The organism is Streptomyces sp. NPDC000075 (assembly GCF_040301925.1).
GTDB classification, from domain to species: domain Bacteria; phylum Actinomycetota; class Actinomycetes; order Streptomycetales; family Streptomycetaceae; genus Streptomyces; species Streptomyces polychromogenes.
The window spans coordinates 111,215-131,668 of sequence record NZ_JBEPFL010000020.1 but is presented as its reverse complement, the minus strand read 5'-3'; the positions used below and the strand labels follow the sequence as shown (position 1 = coordinate 131,668).

Here is a 20,454-nt window from a genome sequence, read left to right as displayed (position 1 = left end):
TCCTGACCCGACACTCGCACTTACCGGAGAAGCAACTGCCGCACATCCGGGACACTCTGCGCATTCTGTGACGGCCCGGGGAAAGGACGCGACGCCATGTCGGAGGCTGCATCCGCCCGGAGCCGGCTGGCGGCCGACCGGGCCGCCGGGATCGGTCCGCTCGAACCCATGCTGAGGGAATGGCTGCCCGCGCAGCGCTGGTTCGCGGGCAAGGGACGCGAGATCGGCCGGCTCAGGGCCGTCTCGGCGGCCGAACTGCTGCCCCCGGGCTCCGTCCCGGGACTGCTGCACCTGCTGCTCGACGTGGACGGGGACTGCTACCAGCTGCTGCTGGGCATCCGCCCCACCCCCCTGCCGCCCGCCCTCGCCCCCGCCCTCATCGGCCACGCCCGGTCCGGCCCGTACACCGGCAGCGCCGTGTACGAGGCCCTGGGCGACCCCCGCCTCGCCGCCATGCTGCTGGAGCGGCTGCGCTCCCCCGGCACCCTGGGCCCGCTCCGCTTCGACCGGGACCCGGACGCCCCGATCGAAGCGGGGCTCACCCCCCGCCCGCTGTCCGGGGAACAGACCAACTCCTCGCTGATCTACGGGGATTCGTACATCCTGAAGGTGTTCCGCCGGGTCGGCCCCGGGATCAACCCGGACCTGGAGCTGCCCAGAGCGCTGGCCGCCGCCGGCTGCGCCCGGGTGCCCGCCCCGGTCGCCTGGTACGAGGCCGCCCCGGGCGGTGGAGAACCGTTGACCCTGGGCGTGCTCCAGCCCTACCTGCGCGGCTCCGACGACGGCTGGCAGCTGGCCCTGCGCAGGCTCGGCTCCGGCGCCGACTTCACCGCCGAGGCACACGCCCTGGGCCGGGCCACCGCCGAGGTGCACAGCGCCCTGGCCGACGCCCTGCCCACCCTGGCCCTGGGCCCCGAGCAGACCGCCCGGCTCGCCGCCGGGATGACCGCGCGGCTGGCCGCCACCGCCCGCGAGGTGCCCGCGCTGCGGCCCTACGAGGCCGGGCTGCGCGGCGCCTTCGACGCCCTGGCCGCCTCCCGGGGGGCCGGGGTGCCGGCCCAGCGCATCCACGGGGACCTGCACCTGGGCCAGACCCTGCGCACCGCCGACGGCAGCTGGGCGCTGATCGACTTCGAGGGCGAGCCCGCCCGGCCGCTGGCCGACCGCCGCCGCCCCGAACCGGCCGTCCGCGACATCGCGGGGATACTGCGCTCCTTCGACTACGCCGCCCGCTCGCACCGGCCCTTCGCCCCCGCCTGGGCGGACGCCTGCCGGGCCGCGTTCTGCGAGGGCTACGCCCGCACCACCGGCCGCGACCCGCGCGAGGACCCGGTCCTGCTGCGCGCGTACGAGACCGACAAGGCCGTGTACGAGGCCCGCTACGAGTCCCGGCACCGCCCCGACTGGCTGCACGTCCCGATGGCGGCGATCCGCCGGCTGTCGGCGCCCGAGCGCCCCGCCCACCGCATGCCCCCGCCCGTACCCGGCACCACCCCCCACCCGAAGCCCCCGAGGAGGCCGCTCGCGTGAGCGCCGCACGACAGCCGTCACCGACCGTCCGAGAGGAAGCCGCAGCCGCCCCCGGAGCCGCGGACGCGAAACGGCCACGGGCCCCGCGCGCCCGCCGCGCCGCCCCGCCGCACGGGGTCCGGCCGGCCCCCGCCCTGGACGCGGGGGAACGGGCCCGGCTGCTGGAGGGCCGCCACCACGACCCGCACGCGCTGCTCGGCGCCCGTGCCCAGCGGGGCGGGGTGGTCTTCCGGGTGCTGCGCCCCTACGCGAAGGCCGTCACGATCGTGGCGAAGGGGCTGCGGGCCGAGCTCTTCGACGAGGGGGACGGGCTGTTCTCCGGGCTGCTGCCGCTGACCGGGGTGCCGGACTACCGGCTGCTGGTGACGTACGAGAGCGACGAGATCGAGGTCCACGACCCGTACCGGTTCCTGCCCACCCTCGGTGAGCTGGACCTGCACCTGATCGGCGAGGGCCGGCACGAGGAGCTGTGGACGGCGCTGGGCTCGCAGGTCATGGAGCACCAGGGGGTGGCCGGCACCCGGTTCACGGTGTGGGCGCCCAACGCGCAGGGGGTGCGGGTCGCCGGGGACTTCTCCTGCTGGGACTCGGTGGCGTACCCGATGCGCTCGCTGGGCTCGACGGGGGTGTGGGAGCTGTTCCTGCCGGGGGTGGGCGAGGGGGCCCTGTACAAGTACGACGTCACCCGCCCGGACGGCGGCCACACCCTGCGCGCCGACCCGATGGCCCGGTACGCGGAGGTCCCGCCGGCGAACGCCTCGGTGGTCACCGCCTCCCGCTACGAGTGGGGCGACGCGCGGTGGATGGCCGCGCGGGGGCTGCGCCCGGCGCACCAGTCCCCGATGTCGGTGTACGAGCTGCACCTCGCCTCCTGGCGGCCGGGGCTGAGCTACCGCAGCCTGGCCGAGCAGCTGCCCTCGTACGTCAGGGAACTGGGCTTCACGCACGTGGAGTTCATGCCGGTCGCCGAGCACCCCTTCGGCGGCTCGTGGGGCTACCAGGTGACCGGCTTCTACGCGCCGACCTCACGGCTGGGCACCCCGGACGACTTCCGGTTCCTGGTGGACTCGCTGCACCGGGCCGGGATCGGGGTGATCGTCGACTGGGTGCCGGCGCACTTCCCGCGCGACGCGTGGGCGCTGGCGGAGTTCGACGGGCGGCCGCTGTACGAGCACCAGGACCCGAGGCGGGCCGCGCACCCGGACTGGGGGACGCTGGAGTTCGACTACGGGCGCAAGGAGGTCCGCAACTTCCTGGTGGCCAACGCCGTGTACTGGTGCCAGGAGTTCCACGTGGACGGGCTGCGCGTGGACGCGGTGGCCTCGATGCTGTACCTGGACTACTCGCGCGGCGAGGGCGACTGGTCGCCGAACGCGCACGGCGGCCGGGAGGACCTGGACGCGGTGGCGCTGCTCCAGGAGATGAACGCGACGGTGTACCGGCGCTGCCCGGGCGTGGTGACGATCGCGGAGGAGTCCACGGCCTGGGACGGGGTGACGCGGCCGACGGACTCGGGCGGGCTGGGCTTCGGCCTGAAGTGGAACATGGGCTGGATGCACGACACGCTGCGGTACGCCTCGAAGGAGCCGGTCCACCGCAAGTACCACCACCACGACATGACCTTCGGGATGGTGTACGCGTTCAGCGAGAACTACGTGCTGCCGATCTCGCACGACGAGGTGGTGCACGGCAAGCGCTCTCTGGTGTCGAAGATGCCGGGCGACTGGTGGCAGCAGCGGGCCACGCACCGGGCGTACCTGGGGTTCATGTGGGCCCATCCCGGCAAGCAGCTGCTGTTCATGGGGCAGGAGTTCGCGCAGGGTTCGGAGTGGTCGGAGACCTACGGGCCCGACTGGTGGCTGCTGGACTCCTCCTATCCGGCGGCCGGGGACCACCGGGGGGTGCGGGAGCTGGTGCGGGACCTGAACCGGGCGTACACGGCGGCGCCGGCGCTGTGGGAGCGGGACTCGGTGCCGGAGGGCTTCGCCTGGGTGGAGGCGGACGCCGCCGAGGACAACGTGTTCGCCTTCCTGCGGTACGCGGGCGACGGCTCGCCGCTGCTGTGCGTGTCGAACTTCTCGCCGGTGGTGCGGCACGGGTACCGGATCGGGGTGCCGGACGAGGTGCCGCTGTGGCGCGAGGTCCTCAACACGGACCGGGAGGTGTACGGCGGGAGCGGGGTCCACCACGAACGCCCGCTGCGGCCGGAGCCGGTCCCGGCCCAGGGCCGGGCGAAGAGCCTGAGGCTGACGCTGCCGCCGATGGCGACGGTCTGGTTCAGGCCCTGAGCATGTGGGGGCCCTCGCTACCCCCGTATGCGAGGGCCCCGATATGGATCACGTACGGCCCGGGGGTGTGGTTCACGGTGTGTGGCGGGGATCACTCGCCGGGTCCGGAAAGCGCCGGAAATGGAGTGGCCGGATCCGTACTCTGTAAATGGATCTTCCGACCATCCGATTACCGGACAGTCGCCGGGAAAACCGCATAAAGTCATGAACTCCATAGGACTTTCCTACGAGTTATTGGCTTGTTTGAATGGTCTGTAGTCGCCACGGCTTGGCCACTTCTACCGTGTGCCCTGTGCACTCCAGCCCACCATTCAATGCCCCCGCCGCGCGTCGCCTGCGCGCGGCCCTGGGCATGGCGCCCGGTCATGTCGCCTACGGCCTGCGGGCCCAGTACGGCCTGCTCGTCGCACCCGAGACCGTGATGGCCTGGGAGCGGGGCGAGCAGTCGCCCAGCTCCGCCGAGCTCACCGCCCTCGCCGGCGTGCTCTGGTGTTCCCCCGGGGAACTGCTCGCCGAGCCCGTGACCCTGCGGGAACACCGCATGGCCCGGGGCATGGACCCCGAGGACCTGGCCCGCCGGGTGGGCCTGGAGCCGGGCGCGTACCTGAAGATGGAGGAGAGCGGGCGCTGGAAGGGCAACGAGCGCCAGTCCGCCGCCCTCGCCTCCGCCCTCAAGCTCAGCCTGGCCCAGTTCGTGGCGGTGACCGGCAAGAAGGACGAGCTCGACGGGCTGCTGCGCAGCGCGGCGACCACCCGCTGGCAGGCGTACGTGAAACCGCTGGCCAAGCTGCTGCCGGTGCCCAAGTCCCAGCTGGAGCGGATCCTGGAGCTCCTCTACAACGAGTACCAGCAGCGGATGGTGGCCACCGTCAGCTGGGGCGGCGGCGACAGCTCCACCTGGACGGGTGACGCGGGCCGGGAGTACCTGGAGGCGATCTCGGAGCGGTTCTGGTCCCTGGCCGGCGGTGCGGGATAGCTCACGCGCGGCGCGCCCGGCACTCGCGCGACGGCCCCGGACGGCCTCCTCAGGGGAGGGCGTCCGGGGCCGTTCGGCGTGGAACCGGTGACGGAGGTCCCGGCGGGGCGGGCCGGGGGACCCGGTCAGAAGACGGACTCGGCCTCGTACATGCGGCTCTCGGGGACGGTCTTGAGCTCGGTGACGGCGTCGGCCAGGGGGGCCATGACCACCTCGGTGCCGCGCAGGGCGGTCATGTTGCCGAACTGCCCGCGGTGCACGGCCTCGACGGCGTGCCAGCCGAAGCGGGTGGCCAGGACGCGGTCGTAGGCGGTGGGGGTGCCGCCGCGCTGGACGTGGCCGAGGATGACCGGGCGGGCCTCCTTGCCGAGGCGGTGCTCCAGCTCGACGGCGAGCCGGTTGCCGATGCCGGCGAAGCGCTCGTGGCCGTAGGCGTCGATGGCGCCCTTCTCGTACGGCATGGAGCCCTCGGCCGGGTGCGCGCCCTCGGCGACGCAGATGACGGCGAACTTCTTACCTCGGGCGAACCGTTCCTCCACCATCTTGACCAGGGCGTCCACCTCGAAGGGACGCTCCGGCAGGCAGATGCCGTGGGCGCCGCCGGCCATGCCGGACTCCAGGGCGATCCAGCCCGCGTGGCGGCCCATGACCTCGACGACCATCACGCGCTGGTGGGACTCGGCGGTGGTCTTGAGGCGGTCGATGGCCTCGGTGGCGACGGTGACGGCGGTGTCGAAGCCGAAGGTGCGGTCGGTGGCGGAGATGTCGTTGTCGATGGTCTTCGGGACGCCGACGACCGGCATACCGGCGTCCGAGAGCATCCGGGAGGCCGTCAGGGTGCCCTCGCCGCCGATGGGGATCAGCGCGTCGATCTCGTAGCGCCGCGCCAGCTCCGCCGCGTTCTCGGCGGCCTCGTGCAGCCGGGCGCGCTCCATGCGCGCCGAGCCGAGGATGGTGCCGCCGCGGGCCAGGATGCCGCTGACCTCGTTGATGTCCAGGGGGCGGTAGTGGCCGTCGAGGAGGCCCTTGAAGCCGTCCTCGAAGCCGATGACCTCGTCGCCGTGGCCGACCAGCGCGCGGTGGACGACCGACCGGATGACGGCGTTCAGGCCGGGACAGTCTCCGCCTGCGGTGAGAACTCCGATACGCATCGTCCTGTGTCTCCTGCTCCTGGTCGTACCTGATGGGCGTATTGATCCCACGTGTCCGATTGTTCCATGGCGCCGGGGCGGCCCGCGCTCCGTACCGCTCCGCCCACCAGGCCTTTCGTCCCGGCCGGCCGGGCCTTTTTCCCGGCGGGCGCTTTATCCACTGACCGGGGTACTGTCAAGAGGTCGAGCCACATCGAACGGATATCCACTACCCACAGCATGGACGGAGAGCACGCGTGACGCGCAGCGTGTACGTGACCGGGATCGAGCGGGGGGACGGCCGCCAGGTCGTCGAACTGGGGATCATGGAGCTGCTGACCCGCCAGACGGGCCGGGTCGGCGTCTACCGTCCGCTGCTGCACGACGCGCCGGACCGCCTCTTCGACCTGCTCAAGGCCCGCTACCGGCTCGACCAGGACGCCTCGGCGGCGTACGGGATGGAGTACGGGGAGGCCTCGGCGGTCCTGGCCGAGAAGGGGACCGACGAACTGGTCTCCCGGCTCGTGGACCGCTACCATCGGGTGGCCCGGGAGTACGAGGTGATGCTGGTCCTCGGCACCGACTACGCCGACACCAACCTCCCCGACGAGCTGGCGCTCAACGCCCGCCTCGCCAACGAGCTGGGTGCGGTCGTCGTACCCGTCGTGGGCGGGACCGGACAGCCCGCCGACACCGTGCGCGCCGAGGCCCGCAACGCCCACCGGGCCTACGAGAGCCTGGGCTGCCACGTGGTGGCGATGGTGGTCAACCGGGTCGCCGCCGCCGACCGGGACTCCATAGCCGAGCGGCTCGCCGCCCGCCTCCCCGTGCCCTGCTACGTCCTGCCGGACGACAAGTCCCTCGCGGCCCCGACCGTCGCCCAGATCACCCGGGCGCTCGGCGGCGAGGTGCTCCTCGGCGACGAGGCCGGGCTGGCCCGCGACGCCGTGGACTTCGTCTTCGGCGGCGCGATGCTGCCGAACTTCCTCGCCGCCCTGACCCCCGGCTGCCTCGTGGTCACCCCCGGGGACCGCGCCGACCTGGTCGTCGGGGCCCTGGCCGCGCACACCTCCGGCACCCCGCCGATCGCCGGGGTCCTGCTGACCCTGGGCGAACGCCCCGGACAGGACGTCCTGACCCTCGCCTCGAAGCTGGCGCCCGGCACCCCGGTCGTCTCGGTGGCCGGCAACAGCTTCCCGACGGCCGCCGAGCTCTTCTCCCTGCAGAGCCGGCTGAACTCCGCGACCCCGCGCAAGCTGGAGACCGCCCTCGGCCTCTTCGAGCGGCACGTGGACACCGCCGAGCTGCGCGGGCTGCTGTCGGTGGCCCGCTCGGAGCGCGTCACCCCGATGATGTTCGAGCACGAGCTGCTGGAGCGGGCCCGCTCCGAGCGGCGCCGCGTGGTGCTGCCCGAGGGCACCGAGGAGCGGGTGCTGCGGGCCGCGGACGTGGTGCTGCGCCGGGGCGTCTGCGACCTGACGCTGCTGGGCGAGGAGCAGGCGATCCTGAAGAAGGCCGCCGACCTCGGGGTCGACATCTCCGCCGCGCAGCTCATCGACCCGGCGACCTCGCCGATGCGGGAGGGCTTCGCCGAGTACTACGCGCAGGCCCGCGCCCACAAGGGCATGACGGTCGAGCTGGCCCACGACGTGGTCACCGACGTCAACTACTTCGGCACGCTGATGGTCCAGCAGGGCCTGGCCGACGGCATGGTCTCCGGCTCCGTGCACTCCACCGCCGCGACCATCCGCCCGGCCTTCGAGATCATCAAGACCAAGCCGGAGGCCTCGATCGTCTCCTCCGTCTTCTTCATGTGCCTGGCCGACCAGGTCCTCGTGTACGGGGACTGTGCGGTCAACCCGGACCCGGACGCCGAGCAGCTGGCCGACATCGCCGTCCAGTCGGCCACCACCGCCGCGGCCTTCGGCGTCGAGCCCCGGATCGCGATGCTCTCCTACTCCACCGGCACCTCCGGCTCCGGCGCGGACGTGGAGAAGGTCCGCAAGGCCACCGAGACCGTCCGCGCGGGCCGTCCCGACCTGCTGATCGAGGGCCCGATCCAGTACGACGCGGCCGTGGAGCCCTCGGTGGCGGCGACCAAGCTGCCCGGCTCCGAGGTGGCCGGCCGGGCGAGCGTGCTGATCTTCCCGGACCTGAACACGGGCAACAACACCTACAAGGCCGTGCAGCGTTCGGCGGGCGCCGTCGCCATCGGCCCGGTGCTCCAGGGCCTGCGCAAGCCCGTCAACGACCTCTCGCGCGGGGCGCTCGTCCAGGACATCGTCAACACCGTGGCGATCACCGCGATCCAGGCCCAGTCCCAGGGCTCGCCCTCCGCCGGCGCCTGACCCTCCCTCACCATCCCTCCCCCCGCCTCCCGTCCGCCCGAAGGAAAGACCCCCGCCGTGACCGCAACGCGCGTACTCGTCCTCAACTCCGGCTCCTCGTCGGTCAAGTACCAGCTCCTCGACATGACCGACTCCTCCCGCCTGGCCGTGGGCCTGGTGGAGCGGATCGGGGAGGAGGGCTCGCGCCTGGTGCACGAGCCGCTCGCCGGCCCCGGTGCCCGGGGCGGCAAGCGCGAGCGGACGGGTGCGATCGCGGACCACGCGCAGGCGCTGCGGGCGGTGGCCGAGGAGCTGGCCGCCGACGGGATGGGCCTGGACTCCCCCGAACTGGCGGCCGTGGGCCACCGGGTGGTGCACGGCGGGACCCGGTTCACCGCCCCGACGGTGATCGACGACGAGGTGCTGGCGGAGATCCGCAGCCTGATCCCGCTGGCCCCGCTGCACAACCCGGCGAACGTGACCGGCATCGAGGTGGCCCGCGAGCTGCGCGGGGACCTCCCGCAGGTGGCCGTCTTCGACACGGCCTTCCACTCGACGATGCCGGAGCACGTGGCCCGGTACGCGATCGACGCGGCGACCGCCGAGAAGTACTCCATCCGGCGGTACGGCTTCCACGGCACCTCCCACGCCTACGTCTCGCGCGCGGCGGCCGCGCTGCTGGGCAAGGCGGTGGAGGACGTCAACGTGATCGTGCTGCACCTGGGCAACGGGGCCTCGGCCTCCGCCGTGCGCGGCGGGGTGTGCGTGGAGACCTCGATGGGGCTGACCCCGCTGGAGGGCCTGGTCATGGGGACCCGTTCCGGGGACCTGGACCCGGCCGTGATCTTCCACCTGGCGCGGGTGGGCGGGCTGTCGGTCGACGAGATCGACTCGCTGCTCAACAAGAAGAGCGGTCTGCTGGGTCTGTGCGGCGACAACGACATGCGCGAGGTGACCCGGCGGGCGGAGGCGGGCGACGATGCGGCGCGCCTGGCGCTGGCGGCGTACGTCCACCGGCTGAAGAAGTACATCGGCGCCTACACGGCGGTGCTGGGCCGGGTGGACGCGGTGGTGTTCACGGCCGGCGTCGGCGAGAACGCGGCGGCGGTGCGCGAGGCGGCGGTGTCCGGGCTGGAGGAGCTGGGGCTCGCGCTGGACCTGGAGGCGAACGCGGTGCGCTCCCCGGAGCCCCGGCTGATCTCGACGGACTACGCGCGGGTCGCGGTGGCGGTGGTGCCCACCGATGAGGAGCTGGAGATCGCCACCCAGGCGTACGCGCTGGTTACCAGCTAGTCACTTGGACTTTCCACCAGACGGAATATTCCGCTGCGAAACAAACGGATAGGATCCGCTTCATGCGCCGTTCCAAAATCGTCTGCACGCTGGGCCCCGCCGTCGACTCGCTTGAGCAGCTGAAAGCGCTCATCGAGGCAGGTATGAACGTGGCCCGATTCAACTTCAGCCACGGTTCCCAGGCAGAACACCAGGAGCGGTACGACCGCGTCCGGAGGGCTTGCGAGGAGACCGGGCGCGCGGTCGGCGTACTCGCCGACCTCCAGGGTCCGAAGATCCGTCTGGAGACCTTCGCCGAGGGTCCCGTCGAGCTGGTGCGCGGTGACGAGTTCACCATCACCACCGAGGACGTCCCGGGCGACAAGTCCATCTGCGGCACCACCTACAAGGGCCTCCCCGGCGACGTCGCCAAGGGTGACCAGATCCTGATCAACGACGGCAACGTCGAGCTGCGGGTGACCGAGGTCGAGGGCCCGCGGGTCAAGACCATCGTCATCGAGGGCGGTGTCATCTCCGACCACAAGGGCATCAACCTGCCCGGTGCCGCCGTGAACGTCCCCGCCCTGTCGGAGAAGGACGTCGACGACCTGCGCTTCGCCCTCCGCATGGGCTGCGACATGGTCGCCCTCTCCTTCGTGCGCGACGCCAACGACGTCAAGGACGTCCACCGCGTCATGGACGAGGAGGGCCGCCGGGTCCCCGTCATCGCCAAGGTGGAGAAGCCGCAGGCCGTCGAGAACATGGAGGCCGTGGTCGCGGCCTTCGACGCGGTCATGGTGGCCCGCGGCGACCTGGCCGTCGAGTACCCGCTCGAGAAGGTCCCGATGGTCCAGAAGCGGCTCATCGAGATGTGCCGCCGCAACGCCAAGCCGGTCATCGTCGCCACCCAGATGATGGAGTCGATGATCACCAACTCCCGGCCGACCCGCGCCGAGGCCTCCGACGTCGCCAACGCCATCCTCGACGGCGCCGACGCGGTCATGCTCTCCGCCGAGTCCTCGGTGGGCGCCTACCCGATCGAGACCGTCAAGACGATGTCGAAGATCGTCGCGGCGGCCGAGGAGGAGCTCCTCTCCAAGGGCCTCCAGCCGCTGGTCCAGGGCAAGAAGCCGCGCACCCAGGGCGGCTCCGTCGCCCGCGCGGCCTGCGAGATCGCCGACTTCCTCGACGGCAAGGCCCTGGTCGCCTTCACCCAGTCCGGCGACACCGCCCGCCGCCTGTCGCGCTACCGCGCCCAGCAGCCGATCCTGGCGTTCACCACCGACGTGAACACCCGCAACCAGCTCACCCTGAGCTGGGGCGTCGAGTCGGCCATCGTCCCGCACGCCGACAGCACGGACGCGATGGTCGAGCTGGTCGACGCCGAGGTGCTCAAGCTCCAGCGCTTCAACGCCGGCGACACGATGATCATCACGGCCGGCTCGCCCCCCGGCGTCCCGGGCACGACCAACATGGTCCGCGTCCACCACCTGGGCGGCACCGGCCGCGACTGAGGCCCCGGCCCCGCCCGACTCTGCCGCACAGAGACCGAGGGCGGCACCCCGGCCCCCTGAAGGGGACCGGGGTGCCGCCCTCGGTGTTCTCCGGACGCGGCGCCGCGCGGACCAGGCCGTCTCTTCCGGGTCTAGCCCTCCGGCGGGCCGATGTAGTTGTGCAGGCCCGGGACCGTGAGGTTGCCGCCGAACTGGCCAGCCTGGACGACCTTGACGTGCGTGAAGAACGCGAAGGGGACGTTCAGGGGCGGCGGGCTGTTCGGGGTGAACTCGATCGGGATGAGCCCGAAGAGGTTGCCCTTGAGGCTCTCCGTGTACATCGTCACCTTGCCGTCGCGGATCTTGGACGTGGAGCCCGGGCGCGACTTCAGGTGGGCGACGTTCCCCGTCTTGCCGACGGTCTGGTACAGGTCCTTGATGTCCAGCGAGTCCGCCGTGAACTTCAGGACCTTCTTGGTCTTCCCGCTCGCCGTCTTCACCTCGACGATGCCCTCGTAGTCGAGGCCGTAGAGGGTCAGCAGGGAGCTGTCCAGGTACCAGGGCTCGTCGGGCAGGAGCGGGATGCCCTGCTCCAGCTTGGCGTCGGCCAGGGCCTTGGCGTCGAAGGTCGGGCAGGGGAAGGGCTGCTTGCCGTCCGGGTCCACCGTGGCGGAGGGCGACGGTGAGGCGTCCGCCGCCTTGCCGGCGTCGTCGGCCGCCGCCTTGCCCGTCTCGTCCTTCGGGGTCTTGACGGTGTCCTTGACGTCCTGGGGCAGCTCCTCGACCGTGGCGCCGGCCTTCTTCGCGGCGTCCCGGATCGCGTCGGCCCTCGGGTCGGCGGCCGGGGTCTTCGGAGTGCTGGACGTGCTGGGGGCGGGCACCGGGGCGGCCGGCTTCTGCGCGCCCTGGAGGGGCTTGGCGAGCCCGTCCACGAGGCCCTTGAGGGCGTCGCCGACGCCCAGCGGGTCGAGCGGGTTGGACGCCTTCGTCGCCGAGGGGGACGGGGAGGCGCTCGCGGACGGCTTCGCCGCCGGGGTCTCCTGCTTCTGCTTCGGGGCCTCGGGCTGCTTGGCCGACGGGCTCGTCTGCGGCTTGGGGATCAGCTGGCTCGCGCCCGGCGAGGGGCTCGCGCCCGGCGACGTACCGGGCGAGGGCTTCGCCGACGGGGAGCCGGACGGGGACGGCGAGGCCGAGGCGGAGGGCTCGTCGGAGCGCGTCACGCAGGGGCCGGGCGCGAAGGGGATGTCCTTGTCGTCCGCCAGGGCCAGCTTGGGGGCCATGCCCATCCCGACGAGCACGGCCGTCGGCATCGCCGCGAGCGCCATCGTCTTGCCGACGGGTATCTGGAGCTTGTTCAGCAGCGACTTCCGGGGCGCCGCGTGGCGGCCCCTTCTCTCACGGGACTCTGCGCCTGGGGCCACGCCCCGCTGCGTCTCGTCACCCCGCACTGTTCCTCCCGCCATCGGCGTGGGCAGTCTTCTCGGTCACGTACGGCGTTTCCGTCTCGCGGGGTCCCGGGATGCCGTGGAACGGGTCCACCGGCGCCACCGTGGCGTCGTCGTGCTCCGGCTCGTCCTCCACCGGGACGCCCGGCGCCCAGGCCAGTGCGAGGGCACCGCCGACCATGGAGCAGAGGAAGCCGATGAAGAAGCCGCCGAGGTTGGACACCGGGATCGACACCAGGGCCAGCAGGATCGCGGCGACGCCGGCGAAGACGCGGATGCCCTTCTGGAACCAGAGGGCGAGGCCCAGCGTGATCAGGAGGACGCCGATGATCAGAGAGCCGGAGCCGGCCGTCGTCGCCATCGCGAGGGTGATGTTGCCCAGCCGGAGGTCCGCGTAGGGGAAGTAGGCGATCGGCACACCGCCGAGGATGGTGAACAGGCCCGCCCAGAAGGGACGCTCGCCCCGCCAGGCGCGGAACCGGTAGAACACGACGGTGAGCCAGTGGTCGTCTGCGGCGCGAACCGGGGCCTCGGGGTTCATGGACAACAGCTCCCTGGAAACGGTGGTACGGAGAACTCTGTGGAGCCCGGACGGGCGCCTGACGGCTGCCGCCGCCGCACGCCCGCCCGGTCAGTCACACGTCCGGGACGAGGCTTACTTCTCGTCCTGGTAGCACGGCTGGTTGCCGCTGAGCAGGCGCAGCTTGAGGTCGGGCAGCGTGAAGGTACCCGCCGTCGTCGCCCACGCCTTCTGACGGACGTTCGTCAGCGTGGCCGTCTTGGCCCGCTGCGAGAACAGGCCGGCGTCCGCGACCGTGCCGGGGACCGGCTTGGTCGTGTGGCTGCCGTCGCCCACCGCGACACCGATGTCGAGCTGGTCGAACTTGGCGTCCGCGTCCAGCTCGGCCACGTCGAGGTAGAGGTTGGTCGCCTCGGCGGACCGGCCCTTGTTGCCGGTCCGCAGCTGCAGCGTGATCGCCCCGCCGAGAACGGGCACCGGGGTGACCAGCGACTGGCACATGTTGGTGATCTTGGCCGAGCTGAAGCCGGAGATGGTCACCGGGTGGTGGGCCGTCTCCTTCGAGCCCAGCGTGGCGCCGTCGGCAACGCTGCCGTACTGGATCAGGTCGTGGCCGACGAGCTCGTCGGCCGACACCTTGAAGTCCTGGCCGGAGACGCTGAACGAGGCCGCGAGGGCACCCTGCGCCAGACCCACACCGACCGCGGCCGTGGCCGCGATGGACGGCACCATGACGAGCGCGAAGCGCTTCCATCTGGTCCCGCCACGAACCTGAGAACTCATTTCGTTCCTCCTTCTCGGACGTACATCTCCGGTCCGGAACAGAGCCCGGCCTGGGATGGGAGAAGTGCTACGTCCTCGGGAAGGAGCGCAGGCGGCCGAGCCGCGGCGCAGCCGCGTCCGATACACCGGCGATCACCCCCGAGCGACAACCACTGGGCCACGCGTTCGCGCAACCTGGAGGACAGGCCCTGCCGGTGTGGCAGAGACCCCCCTGTCCACGGCCGGTGTGCGTGCCACCGGCCCGCCCGGTGGGGACCCTCCGCCGCGGCCGCCGGGTGAGCGGCTCTACGGGAAGGACCGAGCGTCGCCGATCGTGGTCCATTCCAGGCCGGGGCACAAGGGGGGTCGTTACTCGCGGGTAACGGCTGGGTAACCGGAGGGCTGCCTTACGACACACAGCGGCCACACAGGGTGTCACCCTGGGCCACGACAGAAGGGGTGAAGAAGGAACCAACCGGACAGTTCACGGGGTTCGATTTACTCCGAGTAACAGCGCCCGCGATTGCCAAGTTTTGGCAAAGCGCGGCCGCTGTTTATCTCCGTGTCAACAAATCGCCGGTCACCCGGCGGGATCCCGCTCCAGCCGGAGCCGGGCGGGTCTCCAGAACAGGCGGGGTCCCTAGAAGAGCACGCGCGCCAGTGCCGTGCGGGCCGCCGTCACCCGGGGGTCGTCGGCGCCGATGACCTCGAACAGCTCCAGCAGCCGCACCCGTACGGAGTCCCGCTCGTCGCCCGCCGTCACGCGTACGGTGTCGACCAGACGGGAGAAGGCGTCGGCCACGTGCCCGCCGGCCAGGTCCAGGTCGGCCGCGGCCATCTGGGCGGCCGGGTCGCGCGGGTTCTCGGCGGCCGCGGCGCGCACGGTCTGCGGGTTCATGTGCTGCACCCGGGAGAGCAGCTCGGCCTGGGCCAGGCCCAGCTTGGCCTCGGTGTTGGCCGGGTCGTCCGCGAGCACGTTCTTGTACGCCTGCACGGCGCCGCCCAGGTCACCCGCGTCCAGCGCGACGACGGCCGCCTCCAGCAGCGCGTCGTACGGGCCGGCCGGGACGGGGGCCGGGGCCGCCGGGGCGCCCTCGGCGTCGGGGTCCACCTGGAGGCCGAGGATGCCGAAGCGCTCCTCGGCGACCTGGACCAGCTGGGCCAGGGTCTCGCGGATCTGCTGCTCGGGGGCCACGCCCTGGAACAGCGGCAGCACCTGGCCGGCGACCACGGCGAACACGGCCGGGATGCCCTGGATGCCGAACTGCTGCATCAGCATCTGGTTGGCGTCGACGTCGATCTTCGCCAGGAGGAGGCGGCCGCCCGCCTCGACGGTCAGCCGCTCCAGGAGCGGGCCGAGCTGCTTGCACGGCTCGCACCACTCGGCCCAGAAGTCGAGGACGACCGGGACCTCGTTGGAGAGCTGGAGGACGTCGCTTTCGAAGCCGGCCTCGTCGACGTCGATGACGAGCGCGGACGGCGGTACCGCGCCGCCGGGCGCGCCGGCGCCGCCCTGACGGGCCGCCTCCGCGCGGGCCTGCTCGGCCTTCGCCTTGGCTTCGCCGGCCGCCTTCACGGCGGCGAGGTCGACGACGCCGCTCATGGACATGTTTCTGGGCTGCATGCGTACATCCTCCCCCGTGTGCGCGCGCCGACGAAAAGGATCCCGGAAGATCCCGCGTGAAACGTCGTTTCCGACGTTTCCGCGTGGTGCTGCTCTCACTGCCCGTACTGCCGTGGCGCCGGGTCCCCACCTGGCGCCGGTAGCTCTTCGCGTGGTTGTCGCTCTTACGCTACGAGCCGTAGCGTAACTCGCCCGGGCGCCGGGCGCCCCGTGATCTGAACCACAGCGCGCGGGCCCCCGACGGTTCCGCTACCGGCGGGTATGGTCTCGGCCATGCGCAAGCCCTGCTCCCGCAGCACCCCCCAGCCCGGCCGCACCGGCCGCCCCCGCAGCGCGGCTGCGGACGCGGCGATCCTGGCGGCCACGCGGGACGCGCTGGTGGAGCTGGGCTGGTCGAAGCTGACGATGGGGGACGTCTCGGCCCGCGCGGGCGTCGCGAAGACCACCCTGTACCGGCGCTGGGCGGGGAAGAACGAGCTGGTCGTGGACGCGGTCGCGGAGCTGTTCGACGCGCTGGAACTGCCCGACCGGGGCTCACTGGAAGCGGACATCGAGTACGTGGTCCTGCAGTTCGCGGCGCTGCTGCGGCGCCCGGAGGCCCGCACCGCCCTGATGGCGGTGGTCGCCGAGTCCACCCGGGACGAGGCGCTGCGGGACCGGATCCGGTCGGCGATCGTGGACCGGCAGAAACGTCTCGTCGTACTGGGGCGCGAACGGGCCCAGGCGCGCGGCGAGCTCCCGTACGAGGAGGACCAGTCCCTCGCCGGGCACACCACGGACCTGATCTTCGACGTGATCGCGGGCACGGTGGTGCACCGCGCGCTGGTGAGCTCCGAACCGGTGGACGAGGGCTGGGTGGCCGCCTTCACCGCCCTGCTGATGCACGGCCTCTCCGCCCGCGCCTGAGGCGGCCGGGAGAGCGTACGGGGCCGGCCGCCGGGCTCCCCGTGGGGAACTCCGCGGCCGGCCCCTTCGCACCGGTGCCGTCGGGGGCTAGAAGCCCGGGGGCTCGGTGTAGGTGCCCCACTCGTCGCGCAGGACGTTGCAGATCTCGCCCATCGTGGCCTCGGCGCGTACGGCGTCCAGCATGGCCGGGATCATGTTGGAGCCGTCGCGGGCGGCGTCCAGCATGGCCTTCAGCGAGGCCGTCACCTTGGCCTCGTCGCGGCGCTCCTTGCGGGCGGCGAGCACCCGCACCTGCTCGCGCTCGACCTCGTGGCTGACGCGGAGGATCTCCAGGTCGCCGGTGACCGAGCCGTGGTGGACGTTGACGCCGACCACGCGCTTGTCGCCCTTCTCCAGGGCGCGCTGGTACTGGAAGGCCGACTCGGCGATCTCGCCGGTGAACCAGCCGTCCTCGATGCCGCGCAGGATGCCCGAGGTGATGGGGCCGATCGGGTGCCGCCCGTCCGGGTGGGCGCGCAGGCCGCGCTCCTTGATCTGGTCGAAGATCTTCTCGGCGTCGGCCTCGATGCGGTCGGTGAGCTGCTCGACGTACCAGGAGCCGCCCAGCGGGTCGGCGACGTTGGCGACGCCGGTCTCCTCCATCAGCACCTGCTGGGTGCGCAGCGCGATCTCGGCGGCCTGCTCGCTGGGCAGCGCGAGGGTCTCGTCGAGGGCGTTGGTGTGCAGGGAGTTGGTGCCGCCGAGGACGGCCGCGAGGGCTTCGACGGCGGTGCGCACGACGTTGTTGTACGGCTGCTGGGCCGTCAGGGAGACGCCGGCGGTCTGCGTGTGGAAGCGCAGCCACATCGACTTCTCGTTCTTGGCGCCGTACACCTCCTTCATCCAGCGGGCCCAGATCCGGCGGGCGGCGCGGAACTTGGCGATCTCCTCGAAGAAGTCGAGGTGCGCGTCGAAGAAGAAGGACAGGCCGGGCGCGAAGTGGTCCACGTCCAGGCCGCGGGAGAGGCCGAGCTCCACGTACCCGAAGCCGTCGGCGAGGGTGTACGCGAGCTCCTGCGCGGCCGTGGCCCCGGCCTCGCGGATGTGGTAGCCGGAGACGGACAGCGGCTTGTAGGCGGGGATGCCGTTCGCGCAGTACTCGATCAGGTCGCCGATGAGGCGCAGGTGCGGCTCGGGTTCGAAGAGCCACTCCTTCTGCGCGATGTACTCCTTGAAGATGTCCGTCTGGAGGGTGCCGTTGAGCACGGACGGGTCGACGCCCTGGCGCTCGGCGGCGACGAGGTACATGCAGAAGGCGGGGACGGCCGGGCCGGAGATGGTCATCGAGGTGGTGACGTCGCCGAGGGGGATGTCCTTGAAGAGGACCTCCATGTCGGCGGCGGAGTCGATGGCGACGCCGCAGTGCCCGACCTCGCCGAGCGAGCGCGGGTCGTCGGAGTCGCGGCCCATCAGGGTGGGCATGTCGAAGGCCACGGAGAGCCCGCCGCCGCCGGCGGCCAGGATCATCTTGTAGCGCTCGTTGGTCTGCTCGGCGTTGCCGAAGCCGGCGAACTGGCGGATGGTCCAGGTCCGGCCGCGGTATCCGGTGGCGTGCAGGCCGCGGGTGTAGGGGTACTCCCCCGGCCAGCCGATGCGTTCGAATCCCTCGTACGCGTCGCCGGGCCGGGGCCCGTAGACGGGGTCGACCTCATCGCCGGAGAGCGTGGTGAAATCCGCGTCCCGCTTGCGGGCCTTGTCATAACGGGCCTGCCAGCGGCGGCGGCCCTCCTCGATGGCGTCTGCGTCCATACCTTCGAATTTACTAGGACGTCCTAGTAAATGTCGATGGCAAACCCCCGGGGAGTCTCCCCCGGGGGTGTGGTTTCGAGCTTTCCTACAGGGCCGCGCGAGCGGGCCCGGGCGGAGGCTAGGCCGAGACGGTGGCCGGGGCGTCCGCGACCAGCGGCTCGACCTCGGCGCGGACCCCGCGCTCGACGAAGAAGGCCGCCAGCGGGATCGTGCCCGACGCCAGGACCCACAGCAGCTTGCCGAAGGGCCACTTGGCCTTGGAGCCGAGGTCGAAGGCGAAGACCAGGTAGATCATGAACAGCACGCCGTGGACCTGGGAGACCGCGAGGGTCAGGTCGGCGCCGGTGTCGAAGCCGTACTTCGCCACCATGCAGGCACAGAGGATCAGGAGCATGACCGCGGTCACGTAGGCCATGACGCGGTAGCGGGTCAGCACGCTTCGTTTCATGCCGTCGAGCGTAACCGCCCGATTTGCTCGATCTTGACGCACCCCGGCGGTCAGCCCTCCGCGAAGTCGCCGGCGGCCACCCGCAGCGGCCTGAGCAGCGCGAAGATCTCCGCGCACTCCTCCGCGTCGTACGCGCCGAGCCCGAATTCGACCGCCATCAGGTCCTTGGTCGCCGCCTCGACGACCTCGCGGCCCTTGTCGGTGATCGAGGCGAGCGTGCCGCGCCCGTCGTGCGGGTTGGGGCGCTTGGCCACCAGCCCGGACCTCACCAGCCGGTCCACGGTGTTGGTCACCGAGGTCGGGTGGACCATCAGCCGCTCGCCGATCTTCGACATCGGCAGCTCCCCCGCCTGGGAGAAGGTGAGCAGCACGAGCGCCTCGTACCGGGCGAAGGTCAGCCCGTACGGCTTGACCACCGCGTCGACCTCGCCGAGCAGGATCTGGTGGGCGCGCATGATCGAGGTGATCGCGGCCATGGACGGCACGGGGCCCCAGCGCCGGCTCCAGAGCTCGTCGGCACGGGCGATGGGGTCGAAGGGGAGGCTGAGCGGCTTCGGCATCCACCAGACCCTACCGGGCGGTTCATTTCCGGCGCCGCCCGTCTCACTCCTCGGCCCGCCCGCCGGGCGGCTCGGTGGCGCGCAGTCCGGCCAGCAGCAGGAGCACGACGAGGGTGCCGAGCAGGGCCGAGCCGGCCACCACGGCGTGCACCGGGAACAGCTCGGCGGCGGCCCCGGCCAGCGCCATGCCCACCCCCTGGAGGGTCATCACCCCGGTGCTCAGCAGGGTCATCGCCCGGCCGCGCAGCTCGTCGGGGACGGTGTCCACGTACATCCGGTCGATGCCGAGGGCGTGGGCGTGCGCCAGCCCGGCGAGGACCAGCGCCGCCGCGACGGCGACCGGGCCGGGGCGCAGCGCGTAGACCAGGAACGGCAGCAGGCAGACGGCGGCCAGCGGCGCGGTGATCCGCGCCCGGGTGCGGGCGCTGAGGACGGAGCCGGCCCAGAGTTCACCCGCGACGGTGCCCACGGGCAGGGCGCACATCAGCACCCCGAGGGTGACGGTGCCCGCGCCGAGCCCGTCGGCGTAGGGGGTCAGGAGCGCCTCCGGGACGACGGTGAAGGCGGGCGGAAGCCAGCACAACAGGGTGAGCACGCGCAGCCGCCGGTCCCCGAGGACGACCCGCAGCCCGCCGAGCGCGGAGTGCCGGGCGGTGGCGGCGCGTGCGGGCCGGGCCCGGGTGCCCAGGCGCAGCAGCAGGGCGGAGGCCAGGAACCCGGCGGCGGTCAGGGCGATGGCCGCGCGCGGCGCCAGCACGGTCAGCAGCAGTCCGCCGAGGCCGAAGCCGATGAGCTGGGCGCTCTGGGCGACCATCCGCAGCAGCGACCGGCCGAGGACGAAGGCCTCGCCGGAGCCGAGCACGTCGGCGAGGGAGGCGCTGCGGGCGCCCTGGAAGAGGGGCGCGACGAAGGCCATGGCGCAGCGCAGGACGAGGATCCCCGCGACGGGCGTCCCCGGCCAGACCATGGCCGCGGCGCAGGCGGCGCACAGCAGGTCGCAGGCGACGAGCAGCCGCCGGGCGGGGTGGCGGTCGGCGAGCCCGGCGAGCAGGGTGCCGCCGAAGGCGTAGGGGAGGAAGCCGAGGGCGAAGGTGAGCGCGCTCATCAGGGGGGAGCCGGTGGCGCGGTAGACGAGGACGGTGAGGGAGATCTCGGCGACGACGACGCCCAGCACGGACATCAGGTGCGCGGCGAAGACGGCGGGGAACTCGGGCACCCGGAACACGGCCGCGTAGCCCCGAGCGGGGGCGTCCGGGTCCGGGGTGGCGCTCGGTGCGGCCCCGGTGGGGGCTTCGGGGTCGGTGGGCATGGCCGCAGCCTCCCGGGGCCGGCCCCGGCGGTGCAGTGATTCGCGTGGGGGCGAATGTTGGGGCAGAGTCCTCGGG

General features: G+C 72.3%; 16 protein-coding genes. 7 read left to right on the top strand and 9 right to left on the bottom strand.

Annotated elements, in window-relative coordinates; translation table 11 throughout:
• The first annotated feature begins 96 nt into the window (after positions 1–96).
• From ABT403_RS23350 to ABT403_RS23340, 3 genes are all read left to right on the top strand, one after another.
• Complete coding sequence (locus ABT403_RS23350; protein WP_344165409.1) at positions 97–1,530, top strand: maltokinase N-terminal cap-like domain-containing protein; 1,434 nt, start codon at positions 97–99, stop codon at positions 1,528–1,530.
• Positions 1,527–3,818 (top strand): 1,4-alpha-glucan branching enzyme, encoded by a 2,292-nt coding sequence (gene glgB, locus ABT403_RS23345; protein WP_344165406.1) that lies wholly within the window; start codon positions 1,527–1,529, stop codon positions 3,816–3,818. The genes ABT403_RS23350 and glgB overlap by 4 nt, the downstream gene beginning before the upstream one ends.
• A 247-nt stretch (positions 3,819–4,065) precedes the next feature.
• Positions 4,066–4,794, top strand: coding sequence for an XRE family transcriptional regulator (locus tag ABT403_RS23340; RefSeq protein ID WP_344165403.1), 729 nt, complete (start codon positions 4,066–4,068; stop codon positions 4,792–4,794).
• A gap of 125 nt (positions 4,795–4,919) precedes the next feature.
• Here the strand turns inward: ABT403_RS23340 and ABT403_RS23335 are convergent, their stop codons facing one another.
• On the bottom strand, positions 4,920–5,945 hold the full coding sequence (locus tag ABT403_RS23335) for an ATP-dependent 6-phosphofructokinase (RefSeq protein WP_344165400.1): 1,026 nt from the start codon (positions 5,943–5,945) through the stop codon (positions 4,920–4,922).
• A 236-nt stretch (positions 5,946–6,181) separates the two neighbouring features.
• Between ABT403_RS23335 and pta the strand changes: the two genes are divergently transcribed.
• From pta to pyk, 3 genes are all read left to right on the top strand, one after another.
• A complete protein-coding gene (pta, locus tag ABT403_RS23330; RefSeq protein WP_344165397.1) occupies positions 6,182–8,272 on the top strand; it encodes a phosphate acetyltransferase in 2,091 nt (696 codons plus the stop codon).
• A 57-nt stretch (positions 8,273–8,329) separates the two neighbouring features.
• Positions 8,330–9,544, top strand: a complete 1,215-nt coding sequence (locus ABT403_RS23325) for an acetate kinase (protein WP_344165394.1) — start codon at positions 8,330–8,332, stop codon at positions 9,542–9,544.
• Between the two features lie 62 nt (positions 9,545–9,606).
• Positions 9,607–11,037 (top strand): pyruvate kinase, encoded by a 1,431-nt coding sequence (gene pyk / locus ABT403_RS23320; protein WP_344165391.1) that lies wholly within the window; start codon positions 9,607–9,609, stop codon positions 11,035–11,037.
• A 131-nt stretch (positions 11,038–11,168) separates the two neighbouring features.
• On the opposite strand, the gene ABT403_RS23315 is transcribed toward pyk, so the two are convergent.
• From ABT403_RS23315 to ABT403_RS23300, 4 genes are all read right to left on the bottom strand, one after another.
• Complete coding sequence (locus tag ABT403_RS23315) at positions 11,169–12,464, bottom strand: hypothetical protein (RefSeq protein ID WP_344165388.1); 1,296 nt, start codon at positions 12,462–12,464, stop codon at positions 11,169–11,171.
• Positions 12,454–13,002: a DUF6114 domain-containing protein gene (locus ABT403_RS23310; protein WP_344165385.1), complete on the bottom strand. Its 549-nt coding sequence runs from the start codon at positions 13,000–13,002 to the stop codon at positions 12,454–12,456. Before ABT403_RS23310 ends, ABT403_RS23315 begins: the two co-directional genes overlap by 11 nt.
• Positions 13,003–13,116: 114 nt before the next feature.
• Positions 13,117–13,764: a DUF6230 family protein gene (locus tag ABT403_RS23305; RefSeq protein WP_344165382.1), complete on the bottom strand. Its 648-nt coding sequence runs from the start codon at positions 13,762–13,764 to the stop codon at positions 13,117–13,119.
• 619 nt (positions 13,765–14,383) lie between these two features.
• Positions 14,384–15,367: a tetratricopeptide repeat protein gene (locus ABT403_RS23300; RefSeq protein WP_344165380.1), complete on the bottom strand. Its 984-nt coding sequence runs from the start codon at positions 15,365–15,367 to the stop codon at positions 14,384–14,386.
• Between the two features lie 273 nt (positions 15,368–15,640).
• Between ABT403_RS23300 and ABT403_RS23295 the strand changes: the two genes are divergently transcribed.
• Positions 15,641–16,273 (top strand): TetR/AcrR family transcriptional regulator, encoded by a 633-nt coding sequence (locus ABT403_RS23295; protein ID WP_344165377.1) that lies wholly within the window; start codon positions 15,641–15,643, stop codon positions 16,271–16,273.
• A gap of 87 nt (positions 16,274–16,360) precedes the next feature.
• On the opposite strand, the gene icmA is transcribed toward ABT403_RS23295, so the two are convergent.
• The 4 genes from icmA to ABT403_RS23275 all read right to left on the bottom strand — a co-directional run bounded on the left by icmA (position 16,361) and on the right by ABT403_RS23275 (position 20,378).
• Positions 16,361–18,061, bottom strand: coding sequence for a coenzyme B12-dependent isobutyryl-CoA mutase large subunit (gene icmA, locus ABT403_RS23290; protein ID WP_344165374.1), 1,701 nt, complete (start codon positions 18,059–18,061; stop codon positions 16,361–16,363).
• 118 nt (positions 18,062–18,179) lie between these two features.
• Complete coding sequence (locus tag ABT403_RS23285; protein WP_344165371.1) at positions 18,180–18,509, bottom strand: DUF3817 domain-containing protein; 330 nt, start codon at positions 18,507–18,509, stop codon at positions 18,180–18,182.
• A gap of 50 nt (positions 18,510–18,559) precedes the next feature.
• Positions 18,560–19,069, bottom strand: a complete 510-nt coding sequence (locus tag ABT403_RS23280) for a MarR family winged helix-turn-helix transcriptional regulator (protein ID WP_344165368.1) — start codon at positions 19,067–19,069, stop codon at positions 18,560–18,562.
• Positions 19,070–19,112: 43 nt separating this feature from the next.
• Complete coding sequence (locus ABT403_RS23275) at positions 19,113–20,378, bottom strand: MFS transporter (protein ID WP_344165365.1); 1,266 nt, start codon at positions 20,376–20,378, stop codon at positions 19,113–19,115.
• Positions 20,379–20,454 lie beyond the last annotated feature (76 nt).

Coding starts and splice junctions, on each gene's coding strand:
- ABT403_RS23350 (WP_344165409.1), top strand. CDS start 97: ATGTCGGAGGCTGCATCCGCCCGGAGCCGGCTGGCGGCCGACCGGGCC.
- ABT403_RS23340 (WP_344165403.1), top strand. CDS start 4,066: ATGGTCTGTAGTCGCCACGGCTTGGCCACTTCTACCGTGTGCCCTGTG.
- ABT403_RS23335 (WP_344165400.1), bottom strand. CDS start 5,945: ATGCGTATCGGAGTTCTCACCGCAGGCGGAGACTGTCCCGGCCTGAAC.
- pyk (WP_344165391.1), top strand. CDS start 9,607: ATGCGCCGTTCCAAAATCGTCTGCACGCTGGGCCCCGCCGTCGACTCG.
- ABT403_RS23310 (WP_344165385.1), bottom strand. CDS start 13,002: ATGAACCCCGAGGCCCCGGTTCGCGCCGCAGACGACCACTGGCTCACC.
- ABT403_RS23305 (WP_344165382.1), bottom strand. CDS start 13,764: ATGAGTTCTCAGGTTCGTGGCGGGACCAGATGGAAGCGCTTCGCGCTC.
- ABT403_RS23300 (WP_344165380.1), bottom strand. CDS start 15,367: ATGCAGCCCAGAAACATGTCCATGAGCGGCGTCGTCGACCTCGCCGCC.
- ABT403_RS23295 (WP_344165377.1), top strand. CDS start 15,641: ATGCGCAAGCCCTGCTCCCGCAGCACCCCCCAGCCCGGCCGCACCGGC.
- icmA (WP_344165374.1), bottom strand. CDS start 18,061: ATGGACGCAGACGCCATCGAGGAGGGCCGCCGCCGCTGGCAGGCCCGT.
- ABT403_RS23285 (WP_344165371.1), bottom strand. CDS start 18,509: ATGAAACGAAGCGTGCTGACCCGCTACCGCGTCATGGCCTACGTGACC.
- ABT403_RS23280 (WP_344165368.1), bottom strand. CDS start 19,069: ATGCCGAAGCCGCTCAGCCTCCCCTTCGACCCCATCGCCCGTGCCGAC.
- ABT403_RS23275 (WP_344165365.1), bottom strand. CDS start 20,378: ATGCCCACCGACCCCGAAGCCCCCACCGGGGCCGCACCGAGCGCCACC.